This is a genomic window from Desulforamulus profundi, assembly GCF_002607855.1.
On record NZ_AWQQ01000041.1, the window covers coordinates 18,323 to 39,632 of the forward strand.

Consider the following 21,310-nt stretch of genomic DNA (forward strand, 5'->3'; position numbering starts at 1 on the left):
TGGGGTATTACTTAGGGGTCTTGTTGTTAGGCTTATAGGTACTGCTTTTGGGTCTTGTGGTTCCCCTTAGGGTATGCCGTACGTGACAGGTTGGTTATTTTTTGGTTGAAGCTTCAATTTGGTTACTATAATTTGAATGGATGATTCTGTATGATCTACTTTGTGGGTGCCGGTCCCGGAGATCCGGAACTGCTTACGGTCAAGGCCCAGCGCTTGCTGAAGGAAGCCGACCTGGTGCTTTATGCGGGTTCCCTAGTGCCGCTTCAGGTAATGGATGGCTGCCGGGAGGATGCTGTGAAGGTTGACAGCGCTCCGATGGTGTTGGAGGATATCGTAGCCATGATGGCCGACTATCACAAGCGGGATAAGCTGGTGGTGCGGCTGCATACCGGGGACCCCGGTTTGTACGGGGCCATTGGGGAGCAGATGGAAGCTCTGGATGAACTGGGAGTGCCTTACGAAATTGTGCCGGGGGTCAGTTCTTTTTTGGCGGCTGCGGCGGCGGTGAAAAGGGAGTATACCGTTCCCGGCGGGTCCCAAACGGTGATTATTACAAGGCTGGCGGGCCGCACACCGGTGCCGCCGGAACAGTCCCTGTCCGGTTTGGCCCGGCATAAAGGTCCATGGCCATCTTCCTGTCGGTGGGCCTGGCCCGGAGGGTGCAGGAGGAGCTGCTGCAGGGTTACGATGCGGATACGCCGGTGGCTGTGGTGGAGCGGGTTTCCTGGCCGGAGGGGAGGGTTGTCCGGGGAACTCTGGGCCAGTTGGCCCGTTTGATTGAGGAGGCGGGTATTACGCGGACGGCTTTAATTCTGGTGGGGGATTTTCTCACCTCACGGGGCCGGTCTTTACTCTATGATGCGGGGTTTGCGCATGGATATCGCGAGGGAGAATAGGGTTGCCATACTGGCCCTGACGGTTGGTGGCGCCAGGTTGGCCGGTACTTTGGGAAGACTTTTGGGAGATGTGCAGCTGTACATTCCCGGGCGGCTGTGCAGTGAAAGCCTGCCGCCGGACACCCTTTATTTTGAAAACTGGCAACAGGCGGCGGCGGAGGCTTTTCACCGGTATAACCGGTTGATTTTCATCATGGCTGCAGGCATTGTGGTGCGGACACTGGCACCGCTGGTCCATTCTAAAAAAACCGACCCCGCTGTTGTGGTTTTGGATGAAAAGGGGAGATTTGCGGTCAGTTTGCTTGCCGGGCACCTGGGTGGGGCCAACGGGCTGGCCCAAAAGGTGGCCGGTCTTTTAAGGGGTACGGCGGTCATTACCACCGCCACGGATGTGAACGGGGTGCCGGCGGTGGAACTGCTGGCCCGGGAATTGGATTGCAAGATATACCCGGCTAAAGGGATTACGCTGTTTAACCGATTACTGGTGGAGGGAGAAAAGATCAGCCTTTGCTCCCGGTGGCCCCTGAAGCCCGAACATACAACCGGATTTGCCTATAATGAAGGGGAAGAGTCAGGCGAAACCGGGCCTATAGTTTACATAACCAATCAATTGGTACAGCCGGTACAGGGGCCAAGGATTATACTGCGGCCCCGCAACCTGGTGGCCGGTGTGGGCTGCCGCAAAGGGGTCAGCAGGGAACAGGTGGTGTCTGCGGTGAAAAAGGCCTGCAAGCTGGGAGGCTTCAGCCTGCTTTCCCTCCGGTCACTGGCCACGGTGGATCTAAAAATGCAGGAACCGGGGTTGCTGGAGGCGGCCAATTACTTTAAAGTTCCCCTGCTGGAAGTGACCCGGCAGCAGATTGACAGTTTGGACGGGCAATTTACCCCGTCAGATTTTGTAAAGGATCGGATAGGAGTTGGTGGAGTATGCGAACCGGCTGCCATAACAGCCAGTGCCATGGGGCAGCTCAAGGTGCCGAAACAGAAGCTGGGACCTGTTACCGTAGCCATCGCGGAGGCCAAATTGTGGTGGTGGGATTAGGACCGGGCAACAGGGAAAATTTTACCCCGGAAGTGCTGGCGGCCATAAAATCCGCCCAGGTGGTGGTGGGCTACCATACCTATTTAGATTTGATCCCCGATTTACTACAGGACAAAGAAAAGGTCGCCACCCCCATGCGGGGAGAAGTGGAACGAGCCCGTCAGGCGGTGGAACTGGCTGCGGCAGGGAAAACCGTGGCGGTGGTCAGCAGCGGGGACCCGGGGATTTACGGCATGGCCGGCATTATCATTGAAGTGGCCCAGGGTCGCGTGCCTGTCAGAGTGATTCCCGGCATTACCGCTGCCTCGGCGGCGGCGGCCAGCCTGGGGGCGCCGTTGATGAACGATTTTGCCGTGATCAGTTTAAGCGATTTGCTGACCCCCTGGGAGACCATGCTGAAGCGGATTGAGGCGGCGGCAGTGGGGGATTTTGTTATGGTATTGTACAATCCCCGCAGTTACGGACGCCCGGATCATATAAAGACCGCCCGGGAGATTATGCTAAGATACAAATCACCGGAGACCCCGGTGGGGATCGTGCGCCAGGCCCGGCGAGGTCCGGAGGAAAAGATCATTACCACCCTGGGAGACATGCTGAGCCATGAGATCGATATGTTGACCACCGTCATCGTCGGCAATGCCCAGACCAGGGTGGAGGGAGACTTTATGGTAACGCCCAGGGGGTACCGCCTGTGATCCTGGTGCTGGCGGGTACCCTGGAAGGAAGAGATACCGCCGCCCTGCTGCAGCAGGCGGGATTTCCTGTAACGGCTTCGGTGGTTACCGGCTATGGCTGCGACCTCTTGCAAAAACAGGGTTTGAACCGTATCCTGACGGGTGTGCTGGACGAAGCTGCGTTAACGGCGATTCTTCAGCAGGGGGTGCGCCTGCTGGTAGATGCCACCCATCCCTTTGCGGCCCTGGCCTCCCATACCGCCATGGCTGCGGCCCGGGTCACAGGCGTTCCTTACCTGCGGCTGGAAAGACCGGCCGCCGAACTGCCGGTCCATCCCATGGTTTACAGGGCGGCAGATTTAGAAAGTGCCGTCAGCCAGGCCCTGTCCCTGGGTAAGGTTTTATTTTCCACCCTGGGGAGCAAGTCCCTGCCCCCTCTGCTGACAGCCGCAAGCCAGGCCGGGGTAAAGGTCATTGTAAGGGTGCTGCCGGACAGCGGGGTTATCCGCCGCTGCTTGGAATTGGGTTTAACTCCCGGTGAAATCATAGCCCTGCAGGGACCCTGCAGTATGGAATTAAACAAGGCTTTCTACCGGCATTATCAAGCGGAAGTTGTACTGACCAAGGACAGCGGCAGCACAGGCGGGGTGGCGGAGAAGGTTGCCGCAGCCGTCGAGGCGGGCATACCCGTTGTGGTGTGGCAGAGGCCAAAGATATATTACCCCCTGGTCTTTCATAAACCGGAAGAAATACTGGCTATTGCCTTAAACATGTAAAAACCGGGTAATGTATGACCACGAAAGGAGGCCCTTATGCAGGAAGGTGTGGTAATCCTGGGACATGGCAGCCGCCTGCCGGAGGCCAACCAGGAGATTTTTGAACTTACCGAACAGGTAAAGGCCAGGGGGGTAAGGCTCTTTATGAAACCTGCTTTTTACAATTCGCACAACCTGACCTACCCCAGGTCATTGAAAAAATGAACCGGGCCGGGGTGAAAAGAATAACCGTTATTCCATTGCTGCTGGTGGTGGGCAGCCATATCCAGGTGGATTTGCCGGCAATGCTGCGGGAGCAAAAAAAGCTTTATCCCCATATTACTTTTATTTTAGCGCCTCACCTGGGCGCCGACCGCCGGATCACCGAAATTGTCATGGACCGTATGAAGCAAGGAAGTGAAATGTAATTTGGATATTTTCGATGGTGTTCTCTGGCATCCCCAGGAGATTGAACGGGAGAGCATGCGCCAGGTGGAGGAATTTTTACGGCCTTTGCACCTGCCACCGGGCCAGAAAGCGGTGGTAGGCCGCATCATACATACCAGTGGCGACCCGGAGTTGGCCGGGCAGATCCGTTTTCACCCCCGGGCGGTGGAGGAGGGATTGGCGGCTTTAAAAAGAGGCGCCCATATTTATACCGATGTCACCATGCTGGGGGCAGGCATTAACAGCAGCCGGCTGAACTGGTGGGGCGGGGAAGTGCACTGTGCCGTGCACAGCCCGGAAGTGGCGGCGGAGGCCAAAGTCAGGCAAATCACCCGCTCCGCCGTGGCCATGGAGAGGTTTGGCGAGAAACTGAACGGCCAGGTGGTGGCCATTGGCAATGCCCCGACGGCCCTTTTTGTTCTCCTGCGAATGATCCACCGGGGGCTGCGGCCCGCCCTGGTGGTGGGCATGCCGGTTGGCTTTGTGGGGGCAGCCCGCTCCAAGGAACTTCTCTTACAGGCAGATGTCCCCTACATCACCGTTCTGGGAACCAGAGGCGGCAGTCCTCTGGCCGCTGCTACCGTTAATGCCCTGTTGTACCTTGACTAGTTAAAAAACCTTCCAGACAAGGAGGTATCCCCTTGGCCCTTGCAAAGACAATCATGATCCAGGGCACCTCTTCCCACGTGGGGAAGAGTTTGCTTTGCACCGCCCTCTGCCGCATTTTCAAACAGGATGGTTTCCGGGTTGCCCCCTTCAAGGCCCAAAACATGGCCCTCAACAGCTATGTCACCCTGGACGGGGGCGAAATCGGCAGGGCCCAGGGGGCTCAGGCGGAGGCTGCCGGTGTAACGGCTACGGTGCAAATGAATCCTGTCTTGTTAAAACCAAAGCAGGATTTAAATGCCCAGGTGGTGGTATTGGGGAAGCCTTGGGCAGACATGAGCGCCAGAGACTACCGGCAGCATTTTTTGCCCGGGGCGGTCAGCCTGGTGGAACAATGCATTCAGGGCCTGCGGCGGGAATATGATGTGCTGGTTATCGAGGGGGCAGGCAGTCCGGCGGAGATAAACCTGAAGGACCGGGACATTGTCAATATGCGTACCGCCTTGTTGGCGGAGGCGCCGGTAATCCTGGCCGCCGATATCGACCGGGGGGGTGTTTTTGCTTCCCTGGTGGGGACCCTGGAACTTTTGGAACCCCACGAGCGTCAAAAGGTGGCAGGGTTTATTATCAATAAATTCCGTGGCGACCTTGAACTTCTGCGACCGGGTCTGGCATTTCTGGAGCAGCGCACCGGCAGGCCGGTGTTAGGGGTTGTTCCTTACCTCCATGGGCACGGCATCGAGGAGGAAGATTCTGTTTCCCTGGCCGGGGCACCAAGAACCCCGGCAGGTGCAGAGCTTGATATTGCCGTTATTCAACTGCCGAGGATATCAAATTTTACCGACTTTGACCTGCTGGGCCGGGTACCGGGTGTGGTTCTTCGCTTTGTGGGTCCCGGAGATTCCCTGGGTCAGCCCGATGCGGTGATGCTCCCCGGCACCAAGAATACCATTCAGGATTTGCTTTACCTGAGGGAAAAGGGGTTGGACAAAGAAATACTGACCCTGGCCCAACGGGGCATCCCCCTGGTAGGCATCTGCGGCGGGTATCAAATGATGGGCAAAATGCTTTATGATCCCCGGGGAACCGAGGCCGGACTGGGCAATCTGCCGGGTCTGGGGCTGTTAGATATAGAAACCACCTTTTTAGCGGAAAAACAGACCCACCGCTGCAGTGCCACCATCTCTTGCACGGCGCTGGGCTGGTGTGATGCAGCGAACCGGGAGATAACGGGTTATGAAATCCATACCGGACAGGTGGAAATGGGGAAAGAAGCGGAGCCCCTGTTGTATATAACCCGTCGTTCCGGAGCGTTTACCCGCCTGGCAGACGGGGCGGTGGCCAACCAGGGGCAAATCTTCGGTACCCACCTGCACGGCTTGTTTGATAATACCGGTTTGTTGCTGGATTGGATAAACCATTTGAGAAAACGAAAGGGGCTTTCCCTTTTAGCGGCGGAGCAACTTCCGGTGCACCGGGATGAAAAATATGACCGGCTGGCGGATGTCGTTCGACGGCATTTGGATATGCGCAAACTGTATGAAATTATGGGTTTGGGAGAAGCCAAGGCATGAGCATCCTCATTCTGGCAGCGCTGCTCGTCGACCTGCTTGTGGGGGATCCCCGCTGTATCCCCCATCCCGTGGTCCTGATCGGCTCCTTGATTCATAAAGGTGAAGTAGCGGTAAGAAAAATAACCGGCGGGACAACCGGGTTAAAGGTTGGCGGAGTGCTGCTGGTAACTGTGGTTTGCGCAGTAACGTACTTGATTACCTGGGGCTTGATATGGCTGGCAGGAACCGTGCATTTGTGGCTGGGTCTGGTCGTACACCTGTGGCTGCTTTCCACCACCCTGGCTGTAAAGAGTTTGCACCAGCATGCCCGGGCGGTGGCAGAGCCACTGGCCCGGGGGGACATCCTCACCGCCCGCAGGAAAGTTTCCCTCATCGTGGGACGGGACACCGAAGGGCTGAATGAACGGGAAATTTCCCGGGCCACCGTGGAAACAGTGGCGGAAAACACGGTGGACGGCATTCTCTCCCCGCTTTTTTATGCCTTTATCGGCGGCGCCCCTCTGGCCATGACTTATAAAGCCATTAACACCATGGACAGCATGATCGGACACCGGAACAAGGATTATTTATACCTTGGCTGGGCCGCCGCCAGGTTGGATGACCTGGCCAACTATTTACCCGCCAGGCTGGCAGGTTTGTTCTATGTCTTCCTTTCCACAGGTTCTCCCGGGGGTCTTCGATCCACTGTGCGGGCCATTCTGAAGGACGCCCCGGCCCACCCCAGCCCCAACAGCGGCATTCCCGAGGCCGCCGTGGCAGGCGCCCTGGGAGTTCAACTGGGAGGCACCAACTATTACCGGGGCGAAGTTTCTCGCCGTGCCTTGATGGGGGAAGAGAAATACCCGTTAACATACCGTCACATCCAGCAGGCGCTTAATTTAACCTACGGAGTGACCGCTTTGTCAGTGGCAGTAGGCGTCTTGGTAAGGTTTGTGTTTGAAAGTAAGTTTTAGATGTTCGCTGTTCGCTTTTCGCCTCACGGGCATTTCTTTGGGGTCCAGTTGCTAGCCTTAAGGCTAAAAGCCAACAACCAATAGCGAGAAGCGAATAGCGTAGTCCAAAGAAATCCTAAGTAAGCGGAGGTAATCCTTTTGTTCAGCAGTTTCCGCCTCGCCGTTAGTTTCCTTACGATCGTCCCTGTATACAAAAAAATGGCAGACAACCAGGAATTAGCCCGATCGGTGTCGTATTACCCCTTGATAGGTTTGCTGTTGGGTTCCACAGCTGCGGGAGTGTGCTACCTCCTGCGTACTTTAGGTTTAACCCTGGCGGCGGATGTGATTTCATTAGTGACAATGATCATACTCACCGGGGGGTTGCACCTGGACGGGTTGATGGATACCGCTGACGGCCTCTTGAGCGGACGGGATCGGGGAAAAAAACTGGAAATAATGAAGGACAGCCGGGTTGGGGCCATGGGTGTCATCGCCTTTGTCGCCATTATGCTTCTTAAAACGGCCTTTCTTTTTGAACTGGACTTGGGCCTTAAACTTACTGCCCTCATTTTAGTGCCGGCGGCCGGGCGCTGGGCGATGGTTTTTAGCATTACCCGGTATCCTTATGCCAGGGCAGCCGGTGGACTGGGCGCCGGTCTTAAAGAGGCCGGGCTCCCCCAACTGGTGATGGCCAGTGCAACCCTGGTGGCAGCGGGGGTGTGGCTGGCCGGTTGGCAGGGACTGGTGATCCTAGGGGCAGTAGTACCGTTTACGATGGTTTTCACGGGCGTGATTGTTAAGAGTTTAGGTGGCATGACAGGTGACACTTACGGCGCCACCGGGGAGATGGTAGAAACATGGACGTTATTCATAATCCTCTTGGGTCAGCAAACCGGTCTACTGTAGTGTTCCGCGGAACAGCTGCTGCCCCGGGTACATGTGGCGAGCTTGTACAGGGAACCCTGCAAGGAGAACCTTTCCTGATAAACTGCCCTGTTGATTTATGGAGTGAAGTATCCGTTGAGCTTAGCCAGCAGGGAGAGGCCCGTGTAAGCTTGGACAAATCCTGTCGTGCGTTAAGACTGACATTGCAATATTTAGGGTTAGAATATTCTAACGTGTCCATAAACAGAGTCTCTGCCTTACCGGAGAGCAAAGGAATGGGCAGCAGCACCGCCGACATTGCCGCCACCTGCCTGGCCACTGCCAGGGCCTTGGGCCGGGAACTTGAGCCGGAAGTGATCGCTAAAATTGCCGCCCAAATTGAGCCCAGTGATGGCCAGATGTACCCCGGGATTATGATTTGCAATCATTTGACCGGCGAACCCAAGAAGTACCTGGGCCAGGCCCCTCCCCTGAACGTGGTCATTGCTGACCCCGGGGGATCGGTGGACACCGTTCTCTTTAACAGCCGGAAAGACCTGGCCAGCAAGAATTTTCAAAAGGAACCGATGGTAAAGCAGGCCATTGAGCTGGTGACCCGTGGCTTATTAACGGAGGACTGGGAGATGATGGGACGGGGCGCCACCATCAGTGCCCAGGCCAACCAGGTAGTGCTGCCAAAACCGCATTTGGCACTGTGGAGACAGTGGGCTTCAGAGATGCGGGCCCTTGGGGTGCTGGTGGCCCACAGCGGTACAGTCATGGGGATGATTTTGACCCCCGGCAAGGTGGACCCCCGGGAGGCAGCGGAGTTTGTCCGGCGCAGGAAGCCTGAATGGACGGTCTGGCATACATCCATGATCAGCGGCGGCCTCCGTTAAGAGGTGACAGGAATGCAGCGGCACGGTGGCAATATTTGGTTGGCAGAGCAAACCTATGGTATTCATAAAGAAAATATTCTTGATTTCAGCGCCAACATTAACCCCCTGGGGCCTTCCCCCAGGGCCTTAGAAGCAGTGCAGAAGTCGCTGGCTAACATAAAACATTATCCGGAACCCCAGGCCGAATCTCTCCGCCGGGAGATAGCAAGGTTAACAAGTTTGCCGGAGGAAATGATCATTCTTGGCAACGGTGCTGCGGAGCTGATTTATGCCCTGGGAAAGGTGATTAAACCACGGCGGGTATTGGTGCCGGTCCCCACCTTTAGTGAGTACGCCGGAGGTTTTGCGGACGCTGAACTGGTTCAGGTAGTTCTCCATAGGGAAAATAACTTTACAATCGAACCCAAGGCGTTGGCTGGCTTGCTGCAGCCCGGCGATTTAATGATTCTTTGTAACCCTAACAACCCCACCGGGCAGTTGGTTGAACGGTGCAAACTACATTCGTTGCTCAAACGGGCCCGGGAAGTGGGGGCCTGGTTCATGGTGGATGAGGCCTTTATGGGTTTTGTGCGCCCTGAACAATCCCTTTTGCCGGACCTCCCGGCAAACCCGTCTCTGCTGGTTCTCCGGTCACTGACGAAATTCTTTGCCATGCCCGGACTTCGCCTGGGTTATTTGGCCGCTGCACCGGAAATTATCAGCGGTTTGCTGGCGGCTTTGCCTCCTTGGCGTGTGAATCTGCCGGCCCAGGTGGCAGGGATAGCCTCTCTGCAGGACAGGGAATATATCGAAAAAACATTTGAACTAATGAATTCTCAAAGATCTTTTCTTACCGCCGGCCTGGCGGCCATCCCCGGTCTGAAGCCCTTTCCTCCCGCGGCCAATTTTATTTTGGTTGGCTGCAGTGAAAGTGGTTATACCGCCGCGCAAATTCAAAACTTCCTTGGCCCCAGGGGAATTCTTATCAGGCAATGTGATAACTTTACAGGCTTGGACGGCAACTACTTCCGAACAGCGGTCCGCTGCCAGGAAGAAAACAGCATGTTACTGCATCATTTGTGGCAAATTATCATAAAAAAGAAAGAATGAGCGGAGGAAATCTGGCGGATCATGATAGATTTTCCTCTTTTTGTTTTTATTCTTTTATACGATACAATTTAGATTTATGGATTCTTTCTTTACAGTATTGAAAAGCGGAGTTTACGCTGTCCGGGACGGAACAACCTGTCCACATCACGGTGAGCATTGGCATTGCGGAATTAACGGCAGGGGAAACCCCCAGCCAGTTGCTTCAGAAGGCAGATGAGGGGTTGTACCTGGCTAAAAGACGAGGACGCAACCGTTACGACTGTTGCGGCTAAGAGAAAAGTTGGACGCTGCATTTTACCCCTGGAATGAAAATAATCCGGGGATTTTTTATTTTATATATTTCATTCGGGTATCCTAGACTTAGGACATTGGCGAAAACCCTCTGTTATGGTAAAGTTTAGGTGCAGTAAAGTTTTGAATGAGATCATATTGGGGAGTGTCGAACTTGGCAGTTAAAGACAAGGAGCAGCTTAAAGCTTTCATCCTCAAAGAATTGCCGGAGGACAGGCCGGTAAAGCTGGTGGATTTGGTGCTTAAGCTAAAGATGAAGCCCGAAATTCTTCTGCCTGCGCTGCAGTCTATGGCAGCAAACCGTTATCTGAAAGTTGCCAGACTGAAAGAACATGAAGGAGGTACCGAGACTGTTTGGCTGGCCCGTAACGAAGTGCCAGAACCGGAACTGGCCGGAGCAGGTAAGGGGGTCTGGAGTTACAGCCCCCAGGTGGTTGCGGTGAGGCAGCGGCAGCTGGCAGTCCTGTTGGGAGATGATGCAAGGGGCAGGGTTTTAAGTTTGTTAGCGGACGGGACACCGAGAAACGTGACTCAAATAAAACTTGAGCTGGGCAATGAGGAATTGCCGCCCCTAAGGAATATGGACCAACTGATCGAATTACCGGACGGACGTTTTACCCTGCGCACCACTGCGGACGGGCAGGCAGAAATAGAACGGCGGCACAGGGAACAACAGCTGTTCAAAGAAAAACATGCCTTTCAGGAACAAAAACTGCGCGAGATTTTTGCCGGGGGCAGGCCCGTCAGCAGGGAGGAACTGGAGCAGACCTTGGGAGGCCCCCTTCTTCCCAAGGTGAAATTTCCGGTGGTACGGCTCATCAGCGGCCACTACGCACCGGCGGACAGCCCGGCAGCCTGGGAGGATACCGCTCATTACTTGAACAGGAGCGGTCCTTTACCCCTGGATGATTTCGTAAGGAAATTTAGAATACACGGCAGCCTGGTGGGTGCCCTGCGGGCCGGGAAAGAAAACCATCCCTTTATCATCTTACCCGATGGCAAAATAACCACTTCGGCCACCCCCGAGGGGCAAGCCGAGCTGGCCCGGCGGCAAGCAGGCCGGGGGTTGAAAGAAAAACTGGAGGAAGTTTACCGCAAGCAACCTTTTTTCAACCTGGGACCCATCCTTGAAACACCGGAGCAAAGGGAAATTGCCACCAGGATGATTCAATCAGATGGTTCTTACCGGATCAATATTAACGGGGTAGGTCTCTGGACTTCTCCCTATCCCCATTCACCCAAATTCATTGTTCAAGAGCTGAAAAGGCTGACCGGTATTCACCTGGAAGCCCAGGCTGGACAGGATGTCCTGCCCTTAACATGGATCGCTGCCCGTTCCATGACCGTGCAGGAGGCGGCGGATAAATTAAAACTGGCCACCGAAGATATTTTAAACCTGTGTGAATTGGAGGAGTTAGCTTCTTTCCGCATGGCGGGCAGCACCAGAGTGTGGCGGGATGAAGTGAATGCTATTAAATTGCGTCCTGATTTACACAAAATTATCAAGCGTGCCACCAAATTAACCACCCTGGAAGCAGCGGACCTGCTGGATACCACCCCGGACAGAATTCGCAGGCTGGTGCGGGAGGGTTACATCAATGCCGCCGGGGAAATCGAGAAGGAAGACGGCAGGATGGGCATCCTGGTGCGGCGGGGAGATATCCAGGCCATCAAAGAAAGGTTTCCGGGCATCGAGCATGAATGGTCCCTGGCCGCCAAGCAGCAAAGGCGGGAGACTGCCCGGGAAGGTACTGCCAGGCGGGAGAAACCGCCGGCGGGCAAAAAACGGCCCCGCCGGGCCGTGGCGCCACCCCCTCCGGCCCCCGGGCCGTTGGAACTGGACCGTTTCCAACAAGAAGCTGTTAGGGCTGCCCTGGCCGGGCGTAATGTCCTGGTGGCCGCCCCTACGGGAACCGGCAAAACCGTGATTGCCGAACGGTTTATCGAAGCGGTGATTGAAAGGGGCAAGGCAGCGGTTTATACCTCCCCCCTGAAGGCCCTCAGCAATCAGAAGTTTGTGGATTTTCGAGCTGTGTTTGGCGACGAGACGGTGGGTCTAGTGACAGGGGACATCTCCATCAATCCCTATGCGCCTTTGTTAATCATGACCACGGAAATCTTCCGCAACCGGTGTTTTTCTGAGCCGGAAGGCTGGATGACGTGGCCTGTGTGGTCTTTGACGAAATCCACTACCTGGATGATCCGGAACGGGGGACGGCCTGGGAGGAAAGCATCATCTTTGCGCCACACCATGTGAAGTTCCTGGGACTTTCCGCCACTGTACCCAACATACAGGAGATTGCAGACTGGATGGGTGAAGTGCGGGGCGAGCCTGTGGAGGTGGTGGTGGAAACCAACCGGGCAGTTCCGCTGGCCATCAATTGGCTGAGCTCGGACGGGGTCATTTTGGACGAAGAGGAAGCCCGTGAATATATCGAAGAGGCTGTAAAAAAACGTACTGAGGAACGAAGAGCCGAACGCCAGGCTGCCAGGGAAGAGGAGTTTGAGCAAAGAAGCAGGAGGTGGAATAGACGTGGAGCGCGTCGAAGCAGAAAATCCCTCGATCGCCATTGAGGCTGTGCAAGATCACCTGCCCGCCCTTTACTTTGTCTTTGGGCGGGCCCGTACCGAGGAACTGGCGGCTGAGCTGGGCCGGGAATGGGACTTTTTATTTCCGGATGAAAAGGATCAGGTTCTTAAGGCCATCATGGAGACGGAAAAGGAACACCCGGAGATCTTTCAGCGGGGCCACCGCCGGGTATTGCGAAAACTGCTGCAGCAGGGCATCGGCTATCACCATGCCGGACTTTCTCCTGTTTTGAAAAACCTGGTGGAACGTCTTTATGAAAACCGCCTGCTCTGGGCGCTGTTCTGCACGGAAACCTTTGCCGCCGGCGTGAATTTTCCGGCGGCCACCACATTGTTCCATTCCTGCCGCAAGTGGGACGGCAAGGAATTTAGAACCCTCATGAACAGGGAATTTTTCCAAATGGCAGGCCGGGCCGGTCGCCGGGGTTTTGACCGGGTGGGGCACGTTTATATCCGCATTGACGATAAGTTTCCTGAACAAACCGGGTTCTTTGACGAGTCAGAGGTGGAATCAGTCTATGGCCGGTTGACCATTTCCCCCAATACCGTGCTGAGCCTGCTAAAATGGAAAACCGATGAGGAAATCGACCGGTTCTTAACGCAAAACTTCTCCGCCTACCAGGAAAGGCGGGCCGAGCGGGAAATCAACCGACTGCTGGAGGAGTTAAACCGACAGTATGAAGAGGCCAAAGGCATCTTTTGTGAACTGAGGGGCGAAGTATCCTGCCCCCTGCAGCGGCGCAAACTCATCCGGGAACAAAAACGCCTGCGTTCCTCCAAGTATAAAAACCGGCCCGGTTCCAGGGAAAGAATTGAGGAGATTAAACAGATCTTAGCCAACCAGCAGAGTCCCCGCTGCCTGCACGAGGTGTGCGCGGATGCCAGGGACCGGCTGGAGGCCCTGGGATACCAGCGGGCCGGGCTGGTAGGGCAGATCAATGCCATTAAACAGCAGTCCCAGAAATACATCCATGAATATCACTTTGTAAAAAGTATTCTGGAAAACCTGGGCTACATTAAGGGACGGGAATTCTTCGCCCGGGGAAACTTTGCGCTGGAACTGCACGTGCAGGAAATTTTCGTTACGGAACTGGCCTTTGCGGGATGCTGGAGGATTTGCCCCCGGAGGAAGTGGCCGGTATCCTGGCCGGGGTGGATTACATCCCCGGACGCCGGGAATTTGTCCCGGCCCCGCCCTATGATCCCACCCCCGTGCATGAATTGAAGGAGAGTCTGCTGGAGGCCGGGGTGCCGCCGCAGTTTGTGGTGTGGTCCGGCACCCCGGGCTTTGTGGCCCATGCCTGGTACACCGGCCAGGGAATTGATTACCTGCTGGAAAATACCAGCCTGCAGGAGGGCGACATCGTTTCAATCATCCGGAGACTTATTGATTTACTCCGCCAGATTGATGATGCCAGCCACAACAACCCGCCCCTGCGGGAGCGGGTACGGGAAATTCGCCGGGTCATTGACCGGGATGAAGTGGCTGTAGTGTTTTAAATAATTCAGGGCAGGCCTCGGCCTGACCTGAATTATTTTACGCTGAACTCTACATTGACTACGGCGGTGATTTCCTTTTCGATGGAGGAGGTATCATTGATGCCGTAGTCCGAGATTTCGTTGGAGTTGACTGCGGTAATCTGGAAAACACCCATTTTGGCAGACCGCTGAGAACCGATGCGGCTTCCGGTACTGGAGGCCATTTTTTCTGCCCGCAGCTTGGCGTCCTTGGTGGCCTCGGCCAGCATATTTACTTTTAAGTCGTTGAGTTTGGTATAAAAATATTGCGGCGGCTGAGATTCAAAGACAACGCCCTGCTCAATCAACTCGGGCTGCTGAAATAACAACATATTTCCCCTTGCCATTTTGATCCATAGATACCCCTCCAAATATTATTCTCCAGTACATTGGAATACTCTGGTACCTAATAGACGCATTGTTGCAGAAAATGTAACGGAATTCTGAGAAGAATTTAAAAAAACTCCCATCTGTCAGTTATTTGACGTATAAGACAGTATTCTTTTTTGTCAGACAAGGTATTCGGGGCTAACACCTAATAAGACCGCATATGATTGGTTGTCATAGCGACCTAACAGACGTTACTATATTGCTAGTCCACTGCACTAGTGGGAATAAAAAAGCGAAAGGAGAACTTCCAATGAAAACAGCATTAAAATTGTTTTCAGGCCTGGTTCTAGGCGCCTTTGCTTTTGTGCTGGCCCTTGCTGCACCGGGTACAGGGTCCGCCGAAGCCTATGTGAGCTACGACAACACCAAGAGTAACTACACCAATTATAGTAACAAATACTATAATTTAAACAGTTACAAATCCACCAACACCACATATCAAAAATACAACTACGGTTACAACAAGACCAACACCACAAATTACAGAGCCTATGGCTATAACCATCAGAAGCCTTCTTACAGCAAACCCAGCCAGCCCGCTTACAATCCCGGCAGAACCAGTCAACCTTCCGGCGGTGTAAGCTCGGCGGACGAGCAGGCTATGCTGAACCTCATCAACAAAGAACGTGCTGCCAAAGGTTTAAAACCCCTGAGTATGGACAGCAAATTGACCCAAATTGCCCGCGCCAAGGCGAAGGACATGATTGATAACAACTACTTTTCACATCAATCTCCCACCTACGGTTCACCCTTCGATATGATGAAAAATAACGGCATCACCTACCGCTATGCAGGGGAAAACCTGGCGGGCGCTCCGGATGTCAATACCGCCCATACCAACCTGATGAATTCCTCGGGTCACCGGGCCAACATCTTAAGTGATAAATACACCAAGGTGGGCATCGGCGTAGTAAGCGGCGGTCCCTATGGAAAGATGTACGTGCAAGAATTTAATGGCTAGTTAACAGTTAAAGAGACACCTGCGGGGTGTCTCTTTTAACTATGTTTTGCCTGTTGTTTTGTTGATTCAAACCGTCTGCGCGTATATAGTACTAATGCAGATTCCTTTCTTTATTGACAAGCTTTAATAGATAAGCCGCTGCCAGGGTTTTGGCATTAATAACGTCGGGACTTTGTTTCTCAATGAGCTCCATTTGGTCCTGCAGGGTACAACCATCCCTGACGCAGGTAAACAATTCGTCACTGATGATCTGCATACTTTCCTGTTTCTCCGCAAAACTGATGGCGGAGGAGAGCACATCCCGCAATACATTCTTTTGCACTTCTTTGTCCAGTTCCAACGGCAGGTTTACTTTTAACCCCCTGCAAATATCAATCAGCGCCACTAAAATATATTGCTCCGGTGAAGGAGTGGGTTTGATTTCGTGGCTCAAAAAATCACCTCCGATACATTTGCATTCAGTCTACCATATTTTACCTGGGTAGTCCATAAAACCGGTATGGTAAACAATTTTATTTAAATAGCAAGAGTGCCGGTATCTTACAATAACCGGCACTCTTTATCCTACCTGTACACTAGTTGGTTTTAACCGGTGTTGTCCCGGGTTGTGTCATGGGAAGCCCTTGCGTCTTGGCTGCTTCAGCAGGCAGCTGAATATCAATTTTTGTGCCGTAGTCCTTGTATAAGAAATTAAAATTTGCAGTAAGGGATTTCAGGGGGAAGGGCTTACCCTCAAATTTATCGGCAAAAACAATTACGGCCGTGGCATTCAACTGTTCAGCATACAAATTTTCCTTATTAATAAGAATCTTGCCAACCATGTTGATGCCACGAATCATGCTGCCGGACTGTTCAAAGCTTTTGATCATTTGCTGATTCAGTCCTGACTGGGCACCCACCATGTTCATGAATTGGGCCAGGTTGGGAATGTTGCCAAAGAAGGACAGCTCGAAGAAAGTCTTTTCTCCTACCTTTTTCTCCCCAAGCAGACGGTAGTGGAAATACTTATCAAACTCCCTGGGAAGCTGCATGAATTTGGACTGCTGCTTCATCAATTCCATAAAATTAGGGACAGAACCCTCCGGCATTTTGATCCATGTGACTTTGGATGTCATGGGATCTTTAATTTTCATAAACATGCCTTCGGCCACCATGTACTGTTCCACTTCCATCGGGGGGATGGTCTGGGGCAGACCGGCCATGGTCATGGTAAACTGCTGGTGCAGGCCCTGATCCAGGTTCATTTCATAATTTACTTTGGCTTTCATACCAATATAAGCAGGTAGGCCCTGGACGGGAACTGCAGGGTTGGCCTTCATGCTCATGGACATATCGCCGGTACCGCGCATGGTTTTAATCACTGCCTGGGTAGCCTGACTTTTTTCCATAATTTCTTTGGCTTCTTTGGCTGTGCCGAAGACCTTGTCCAGCAGCGCTGCTCCCTCGGCGGGGGTCAGGAAAGCATCCGGTTTAACGGTGGGATCCACAATACCTTCCTTAACTAACCAGGTGAAGGGTACAAAGGCCCAGTGACTGTTGGGCACCGGGCTGGGCAGCGGGCCGGGAGACTCAACCCCGGGCAGGCCGAGGACACGGGAAAGCATAACCGCCGCCTGGGCCTGGGTAACTGGCAGGTCCGGGCTGATGGTATTTTTTGGTGTACGGCTGATTACACCGGCCACCAGAGCTGTTTTCATGTCATTGGCGTACCAGGCACCGGCAGGTACATCCAGGGGTAAAGAAACCGGCCAGGTGGGTGCAGGCAGTTCGGCAGCTTGCACCAGCATGGATACAAACTCCGCCCGGGTTAAACTTTGGCCGGGCTGCTGAAGCTTATTCAGTAAGGTGGTTTGTAATTCTCCGGCAAAGACTGACGAAGTAAACAGGGTCAACAAGAAAAAGAGGGAAAATATTAGAACTAAGCTACGTTTAAGCACTTTTAAAATTCCTCCTTTAGGAAAATTTCCCACAGGGGTGACCGTACCTGCTGTAGGACGGGAAAACCATATTTTTCCCCATAATATAGACGTATCAGTCTTCGGAATTGTAACGAAAAAACTTTAAATTTGAATAAAAAATTAGCGTTAAACATTTCCGGATAGGGGATAATAAAAAAAAACCAAAAACAGGGGGTCTTATTATGACACTACCCCGGGGGATGCGTTCCCTTCTGGCATATTTTCCTTCCAGTACCAGGGCGGAAGGCGCTGTGCAAGAACTGAAAAGCATGGGCATCAGTGAGGTTTCCCTGGACAGAGTATCCAGATACGGCACCACCGCAAATGCAATACTCAACAATCCTATCAATAATGCCGAGACCCTGACCGGTTTAACCATGTTTTCCGCCAATACCAGCAGGCTCATGAATACAGATACCCGGATTTTAATGTCTGCCGATCCATCCAACTACGCCATGGCTGCGGACAATTACGGGGTGGCCGGGGGCAAAGCCTTTCTGGTAACGGTGGTAACCACCGATCAGATGGGTGACAAAGCTGCCCGGGTGCTGGAGAAGCATGGCGGGTCGCTCTAGCTCTGCCAAGCCAAGGAGGTGTCATGATGGAAAAGGATCAGGTAAGGGACCTTGTAGAAGTAACTGCGCCCAGGACGGGATTTCCCAGAAGCACTTTCACGGATTTGCAGGTGGATGCCTTTAACTCAAAGTATATCGACAGCTATGATGAGGCACTGGACCTGTTGGAGGAACATGACATCACGGTGGCCAAGGGCAAATACAAGTGGAAAGACCGCTAAATGCGGTCTTTCTTCTTATGGGGGTCTGACCCCTTTTTCCTGTTTATTCCAGGCAGCCTTTGTTTGTTAGTTTCAGGTTTTGGTTATACTGACCGCAAGACTTTATTCCGGAGGGACTTGCGTGAAAAAGGTTGTCAGTGTCAGTCTGGGTTCATCCAAGCGCAACCATACGGTCCGGGTGGAATTGCTGGGGGAGGAGTTTGAAATCAGCCGCCTGGGAACCGACGGGGATATCCATAAGGCCATCTCCGTTCTAAAAGAATTGGACGGCAGCGTGGATGCCATCGGGTTGGGCGGCATTGACGTTTATTTGTATGCCGGCAACACTCGTTATGTATTGCAGGACGGCCTCCGTTTACTGGAAACGGTGAAAAAGACGCCGGTGGTTGACGGCAGCGGTTTAAAAAACACCCTGGAAAGGCAGGCAGTAGAATACCTGGTCCAACAGGGGCTGATTAAAAAAGATGCCAGGGTGTTGATGGTCAGCGCCATGGACCGCTTTGGCATGGCCGAGGCCCTGGAGAAGGCGGGTTGCCGTCTCACCCTGGGAGATCTGGTGTTTGCCCTTGGCATCCCCATTCCTATCCGCCGACTGGACAAGCTCCAGAGCATTGCCGCCAAACTGATGCCGGTTGTTTCCAGGCTGCCTTTTCAATTTATTTATCCCACCGGCCAACAGCAGGACAAACATCCCCGTACCGGTTCCAACAGGTTTGCCAGGTATTACCTGAAGGCGGAAGTTGTGGCGGGGGACTACCATTTAATCCGGAAATACCTGCCCGAAAAATTGAACGGCCAGTTATTTTTAACCAATACCACCACCCGGGAGGATGTGGAGGAACTGATGGAGCGAGGTGCCGGTATGCTGATTACCACCACCCCGGAATTTCAGGGGCGCACCTTCGGCACCAATGTGATGGAGGCGGTTTTCCTCGCCCTGCTGAACAAATCTTGGGAGGAAGCCACGGTAGAGGATTATACCAACCTGCTCAAGCAATTAAACTGGCAGCCCAAGATCATAAAATTTCACAGAGAAGCCCTGGTGCTGGAGCCGGCAACGGCAGGCAAATTGGGTTAAGCATAAAAAACCCGGTGCGGGTCAAGTTCCCGCACCGGGTTTTGGTTTACAGTCCCAGGGTTTGATACATCTTGCTGTCCACGCAGTTATCCATGGGCAGACCGTTGGCTTTACGGAATTTTTTAATGGCAGCTTCCAGACCGTAGCCAAAGATGCCGTCCACCTTTCCTTCATAATATCCCAGCCTTTTTAAGGTGCGCTGCACTTCAAAGACATCCGATCCCCTGTCCCCCCGTACCAGCTTTTTGTGACCCTGCCCGGGCACTCCGAAGGGGCTGCCGATCACATACACGGGAGTTCCCCCGGGAATCCAGGGATAAAGCTGCTCCACACTGGAATTGTGCATGCGAATGCAGCCATGACTGGCGTAACTGCCGATGGAAAAGGTTTATTGGTGCCATGAATACCGTATTTGCCCCAGGGGACATTCAGTCCCAGCCACCGGGTACCGAAACCTGTGCCCCAGTTGGTTGCCTTGTGGACCACCTGCCAGGTTCCCACAGGGGAGGGGGTAGAGGGTTTGCCACAGGCGATATTAAATTGTTTGTAGGGTTTGCCGTTGGCCATCACCGTCAGTTTTCGCTTGGTTGTGTCAACGATAATGGCAATCTCTCCCGAGGGCGGCGGGATCTTCTCCGTTTTGGCCACAGGTTTTTCAATACTGAGGGCCAGGGCATGCCAGGTTTCCCAGTTTACCACCGCATCGTCCTTTAAATCATGATCCCGCTGAAACTGTCTTACCGCCTTTTGTGTGAGGGGACCGTAAAAACCGCTGATGGAACCGTCATAGTAACGGATCGCCCTTAATTCCTCCTGCAGATTTTTTACATCTTCCCCCTGCACCGGAGGGTTGGCAGGGATGAGCGTGCGGTCAATGTCTTCATTGAAGGGACAATAATTAAAAACCGTATCCTGTTCCTGTGCGGCACAAGGGGTGCCGAAAAGATTTAATAACAAGATAGCAAGAAAGATACCTGTTACAATTTTCAGGGGTCCTCTCAAGTAGAATCCCTCCATAAAAATGTTGTCTGCCGGCCGGAAAAAATCAGCATCATATAAAAATATTTACCTTTACGTAACCTCTTATGCGAGTTTTTTACAACAAAAACCAATTTACCATACCAAAGAGATTTTATTTGTCGTAATAAAAACATAAAATCTGAATTTTAGAAGTTATTCCTGTTTCTACCGCTCAGACTGCAACAAAAACAAGAAATTTTTCGTCAATTAAGTAGAAATTTTTCTAGGTATGTAATTTTGCAAAGTGGTGGTGGATATGACGTTTAAATTTGGCAACCTTTTTTTTCGCTACGCCGCCCTGGTGGGGCTGGGGTTAACCCTTATCTTTAACCCCTTTGGAGGTACGGGCCCGGCCCAGGCGGCCCAGGTGGCCACGGTGAATGCGGACAAGCTTAATTTGAGAAGCGGCCCGGGGACCATACTGCACTGGCAGGACAAGTGAATAAAGGTGATAAGTTGCCGGTCATCGGTAAGAGCGGGGACTGGTACCAGGTTCAGGTTGGCGGGAAAACCGCCTGGGTGGCAGGCTGGTTGGTGGGGGTTCAGGAAATTGCCAGTCCCTCAAGGGGAGCTGCCGGCGCCCAGAGTAAAGTGGCTGTGGTGACAGCGGACAGCCTGAACGTAAGAAGCGGTCCGGGCACCCAGCACGGGATCGCCGGGAAGGTGAAAAAGGGGGACCGGCTGGCTGTATTATCCCAGAGCGGGGACTGGATTAAAGTACAATCAGGCAGTACCACCGGCTGGGTTGCCAGCTGGTTAGTCAAGGTACAAAATGCCCCCGCAGCGCCGGTTAACACACCGTCAAGTCCCCCTGCCGCAGGCAGCGGCAAGGTTGCGGTGGTGACAGCGGACAGCCTGAACGTAAGAAGCGGTCCGGGCACCCAGCACGGTATTGCCGGGCAAGTAAAAAGGGGGATCGGCTGACTGT

Annotated in this window: 24 protein-coding genes and 3 pseudogenes; 22 read left to right on the forward strand and 5 right to left on the reverse strand. The window is 53.4% G+C overall.

What is annotated here, in order from left to right:
• The first annotated feature begins 150 nt into the window (after positions 1 to 150).
• From cobM to P378_RS05910, 16 genes and pseudogenes are all read left to right on the forward strand, one after another.
• Positions 151 to 896: pseudogene (cobM, locus tag P378_RS05845) on the forward strand (precorrin-4 C(11)-methyltransferase).
• Entirely contained in the window at positions 874 to 1,938 is a 1,065-nt protein-coding gene (locus P378_RS05850; protein ID WP_099082597.1) for a cobalt-precorrin 5A hydrolase, read from the forward strand. The pseudogene cobM and the gene P378_RS05850 overlap by 23 nt, the downstream one beginning before the upstream one ends.
• Positions 1,923 to 2,633, forward strand: a complete 711-nt coding sequence (gene cobJ, locus P378_RS05855; RefSeq protein WP_099082598.1) for a precorrin-3B C(17)-methyltransferase — start codon at positions 1,923 to 1,925, stop codon at positions 2,631 to 2,633. Before P378_RS05850 ends, cobJ begins: the two co-directional genes overlap by 16 nt.
• The gene (gene cobK, locus P378_RS05860) at positions 2,630 to 3,388 is read left to right on the forward strand and encodes a precorrin-6A reductase (protein ID WP_099082599.1); all 759 of its coding nucleotides are present in this window, start codon (positions 2,630 to 2,632) and stop codon (positions 3,386 to 3,388) included. Before cobJ ends, cobK begins: the two co-directional genes overlap by 4 nt.
• Before the next feature lie 36 nt (positions 3,389 to 3,424).
• Complete coding sequence (locus tag P378_RS21145) at positions 3,425 to 3,592, forward strand: sirohydrochlorin chelatase (RefSeq protein ID WP_238472936.1); 168 nt, start codon at positions 3,425 to 3,427, stop codon at positions 3,590 to 3,592.
• A pseudogene (locus P378_RS21150) lies at positions 3,577 to 3,795 on the forward strand (sirohydrochlorin chelatase); the annotation flags it as partial. The gene P378_RS21145 and the pseudogene P378_RS21150, both read left to right, overlap by 16 nt.
• Position 3,796: 1 nt before the next feature.
• The gene (locus P378_RS05870; protein ID WP_099082600.1) at positions 3,797 to 4,423 is read left to right on the forward strand and encodes a precorrin-8X methylmutase; all 627 of its coding nucleotides are present in this window, start codon (positions 3,797 to 3,799) and stop codon (positions 4,421 to 4,423) included.
• A 32-nt stretch (positions 4,424 to 4,455) separates the two neighbouring features.
• Positions 4,456 to 5,994 carry a cobyric acid synthase gene (locus tag P378_RS05875; RefSeq protein ID WP_099082601.1) on the forward strand — a complete coding sequence of 513 codons (1,539 nt, stop codon included), beginning with the start codon at positions 4,456 to 4,458 and terminating at the stop codon, positions 5,992 to 5,994.
• A complete protein-coding gene (cbiB, locus tag P378_RS05880) occupies positions 5,991 to 6,947 on the forward strand; it encodes an adenosylcobinamide-phosphate synthase CbiB (RefSeq protein WP_099082602.1) in 957 nt (318 codons plus the stop codon). The genes P378_RS05875 and cbiB overlap by 4 nt, the downstream gene beginning before the upstream one ends.
• Positions 6,948 to 7,145: 198 nt before the next feature.
• The gene (locus P378_RS05885) at positions 7,146 to 7,835 is read left to right on the forward strand and encodes an adenosylcobinamide-GDP ribazoletransferase (protein ID WP_238472946.1); all 690 of its coding nucleotides are present in this window, start codon (positions 7,146 to 7,148) and stop codon (positions 7,833 to 7,835) included.
• A complete protein-coding gene (locus tag P378_RS05890; protein ID WP_180260999.1) occupies positions 7,787 to 8,692 on the forward strand; it encodes a GHMP family kinase ATP-binding protein in 906 nt (301 codons plus the stop codon). Before P378_RS05885 ends, P378_RS05890 begins: the two co-directional genes overlap by 49 nt.
• Before the next feature lie 12 nt (positions 8,693 to 8,704).
• Positions 8,705 to 9,781 (forward strand): threonine-phosphate decarboxylase CobD, encoded by a 1,077-nt coding sequence (gene cobD, locus P378_RS05895; RefSeq protein WP_099082605.1) that lies wholly within the window; start codon positions 8,705 to 8,707, stop codon positions 9,779 to 9,781.
• A 116-nt stretch (positions 9,782 to 9,897) separates the two neighbouring features.
• Entirely contained in the window at positions 9,898 to 10,053 is a 156-nt protein-coding gene (locus tag P378_RS05900) for a diguanylate cyclase domain-containing protein (RefSeq protein ID WP_099082606.1), read from the forward strand.
• 173 nt (positions 10,054 to 10,226) lie between these two features.
• Positions 10,227 to 12,329 (forward strand): DEAD/DEAH box helicase, encoded by a 2,103-nt coding sequence (locus P378_RS05905; protein ID WP_238472939.1) that lies wholly within the window; start codon positions 10,227 to 10,229, stop codon positions 12,327 to 12,329.
• Entirely contained in the window at positions 12,233 to 12,646 is a 414-nt protein-coding gene (locus P378_RS21155; RefSeq protein WP_238472940.1) for a DEAD/DEAH box helicase, read from the forward strand. Before P378_RS05905 ends, P378_RS21155 begins: the two co-directional genes overlap by 97 nt.
• Positions 12,606 to 14,161: pseudogene (locus P378_RS05910) on the forward strand (helicase-related protein). Before P378_RS21155 ends, P378_RS05910 begins: the two are co-directional and overlap by 41 nt.
• 32 nt (positions 14,162 to 14,193) lie before the next feature.
• Here P378_RS05910 and P378_RS05915 read toward each other — a convergent pair.
• Positions 14,194 to 14,526, reverse strand: coding sequence for an SIMPL domain-containing protein (locus tag P378_RS05915; protein ID WP_420795975.1), 333 nt, complete (start codon positions 14,524 to 14,526; stop codon positions 14,194 to 14,196).
• A 293-nt stretch (positions 14,527 to 14,819) separates the two neighbouring features.
• Between P378_RS05915 and P378_RS05920 the strand changes: the two genes are divergently transcribed.
• Positions 14,820 to 15,530, forward strand: a complete 711-nt coding sequence (locus P378_RS05920) for a CAP domain-containing protein (RefSeq protein WP_099082607.1) — start codon at positions 14,820 to 14,822, stop codon at positions 15,528 to 15,530.
• Between the two features lie 91 nt (positions 15,531 to 15,621).
• Here P378_RS05920 and P378_RS05925 read toward each other — a convergent pair whose 3' ends face one another.
• Positions 15,622 to 15,963, reverse strand: coding sequence for a hypothetical protein (locus tag P378_RS05925; protein ID WP_099082608.1), 342 nt, complete (start codon positions 15,961 to 15,963; stop codon positions 15,622 to 15,624).
• Between the two features lie 142 nt (positions 15,964 to 16,105).
• The gene (locus P378_RS05930) at positions 16,106 to 17,467 is read right to left on the reverse strand and encodes an S-layer homology domain-containing protein (protein ID WP_099082609.1); all 1,362 of its coding nucleotides are present in this window, start codon (positions 17,465 to 17,467) and stop codon (positions 16,106 to 16,108) included.
• A gap of 203 nt (positions 17,468 to 17,670) precedes the next feature.
• On the opposite strand from P378_RS05930, the gene P378_RS05935 reads away from it, so the two are divergent.
• From P378_RS05935 to P378_RS05945, 3 genes are all read left to right on the forward strand, one after another.
• On the forward strand, positions 17,671 to 18,063 hold the full coding sequence (locus tag P378_RS05935; protein WP_099082610.1) for a hypothetical protein: 393 nt from the start codon (positions 17,671 to 17,673) through the stop codon (positions 18,061 to 18,063).
• Positions 18,064 to 18,086: 23 nt separating this feature from the next.
• Positions 18,087 to 18,284, forward strand: a complete 198-nt coding sequence (locus P378_RS05940; protein ID WP_238472941.1) for a hypothetical protein — start codon at positions 18,087 to 18,089, stop codon at positions 18,282 to 18,284.
• A 121-nt stretch (positions 18,285 to 18,405) separates the two neighbouring features.
• Positions 18,406 to 19,362, forward strand: a complete 957-nt coding sequence (locus P378_RS05945; RefSeq protein ID WP_099082612.1) for a quinate 5-dehydrogenase — start codon at positions 18,406 to 18,408, stop codon at positions 19,360 to 19,362.
• Positions 19,363 to 19,408: 46 nt separating this feature from the next.
• Here P378_RS05945 and P378_RS21160 read toward each other — a convergent pair whose 3' ends face one another.
• Both P378_RS21160 and P378_RS05950 read right to left on the reverse strand, forming a co-directional pair.
• Positions 19,409 to 19,708, reverse strand: coding sequence for a peptidoglycan-binding domain-containing protein (locus tag P378_RS21160; RefSeq protein ID WP_274378648.1), 300 nt, complete (start codon positions 19,706 to 19,708; stop codon positions 19,409 to 19,411).
• Entirely contained in the window at positions 19,645 to 20,364 is a 720-nt protein-coding gene (locus P378_RS05950; protein ID WP_274378649.1) for a L,D-transpeptidase family protein, read from the reverse strand. Before P378_RS05950 ends, P378_RS21160 begins: the two co-directional genes overlap by 64 nt.
• A gap of 274 nt (positions 20,365 to 20,638) precedes the next feature.
• Here P378_RS05950 and P378_RS21165 point away from each other — a divergent pair, with 274 nt between their 5' ends.
• Positions 20,639 to 20,824, forward strand: coding sequence for a hypothetical protein (locus tag P378_RS21165; protein WP_099082613.1), 186 nt, complete (start codon positions 20,639 to 20,641; stop codon positions 20,822 to 20,824).
• Positions 20,821 to 21,306 carry an SH3 domain-containing protein gene (locus P378_RS21170; protein WP_238472942.1) on the forward strand — a complete coding sequence of 162 codons (486 nt, stop codon included), beginning with the start codon at positions 20,821 to 20,823 and terminating at the stop codon, positions 21,304 to 21,306. Before P378_RS21165 ends, P378_RS21170 begins: the two co-directional genes overlap by 4 nt.
• Positions 21,307 to 21,310: the final 4 nt, after the last annotated feature.

Coding starts and splice junctions, on each gene's coding strand:
- P378_RS05850 (WP_099082597.1), top strand. CDS start 874: ATGGATATCGCGAGGGAGAATAGGGTTGCCATACTGGCCCTGACGGTT.
- P378_RS21145 (WP_238472936.1), top strand. CDS start 3,425: ATGCAGGAAGGTGTGGTAATCCTGGGACATGGCAGCCGCCTGCCGGAG.
- cbiB (WP_099082602.1), top strand. CDS start 5,991: ATGAGCATCCTCATTCTGGCAGCGCTGCTCGTCGACCTGCTTGTGGGG.
- P378_RS05885 (WP_238472946.1), top strand. CDS start 7,146: ATGGCAGACAACCAGGAATTAGCCCGATCGGTGTCGTATTACCCCTTG.
- P378_RS05890 (WP_180260999.1), top strand. CDS start 7,787: ATGGACGTTATTCATAATCCTCTTGGGTCAGCAAACCGGTCTACTGTA.
- cobD (WP_099082605.1), top strand. CDS start 8,705: ATGCAGCGGCACGGTGGCAATATTTGGTTGGCAGAGCAAACCTATGGT.
- P378_RS05915 (WP_420795975.1), bottom strand. CDS start 14,526: ATGGCAAGGGGAAATATGTTGTTATTTCAGCAGCCCGAGTTGATTGAG.
- P378_RS05920 (WP_099082607.1), top strand. CDS start 14,820: ATGAAAACAGCATTAAAATTGTTTTCAGGCCTGGTTCTAGGCGCCTTT.
- P378_RS05935 (WP_099082610.1), top strand. CDS start 17,671: ATGACACTACCCCGGGGGATGCGTTCCCTTCTGGCATATTTTCCTTCC.
- P378_RS05940 (WP_238472941.1), top strand. CDS start 18,087: ATGATGGAAAAGGATCAGGTAAGGGACCTTGTAGAAGTAACTGCGCCC.
- P378_RS21160 (WP_274378648.1), bottom strand. CDS start 19,708: ATGCACAATTCCAGTGTGGAGCAGCTTTATCCCTGGATTCCCGGGGGA.
- P378_RS21165 (WP_099082613.1), top strand. CDS start 20,639: ATGACGTTTAAATTTGGCAACCTTTTTTTTCGCTACGCCGCCCTGGTG.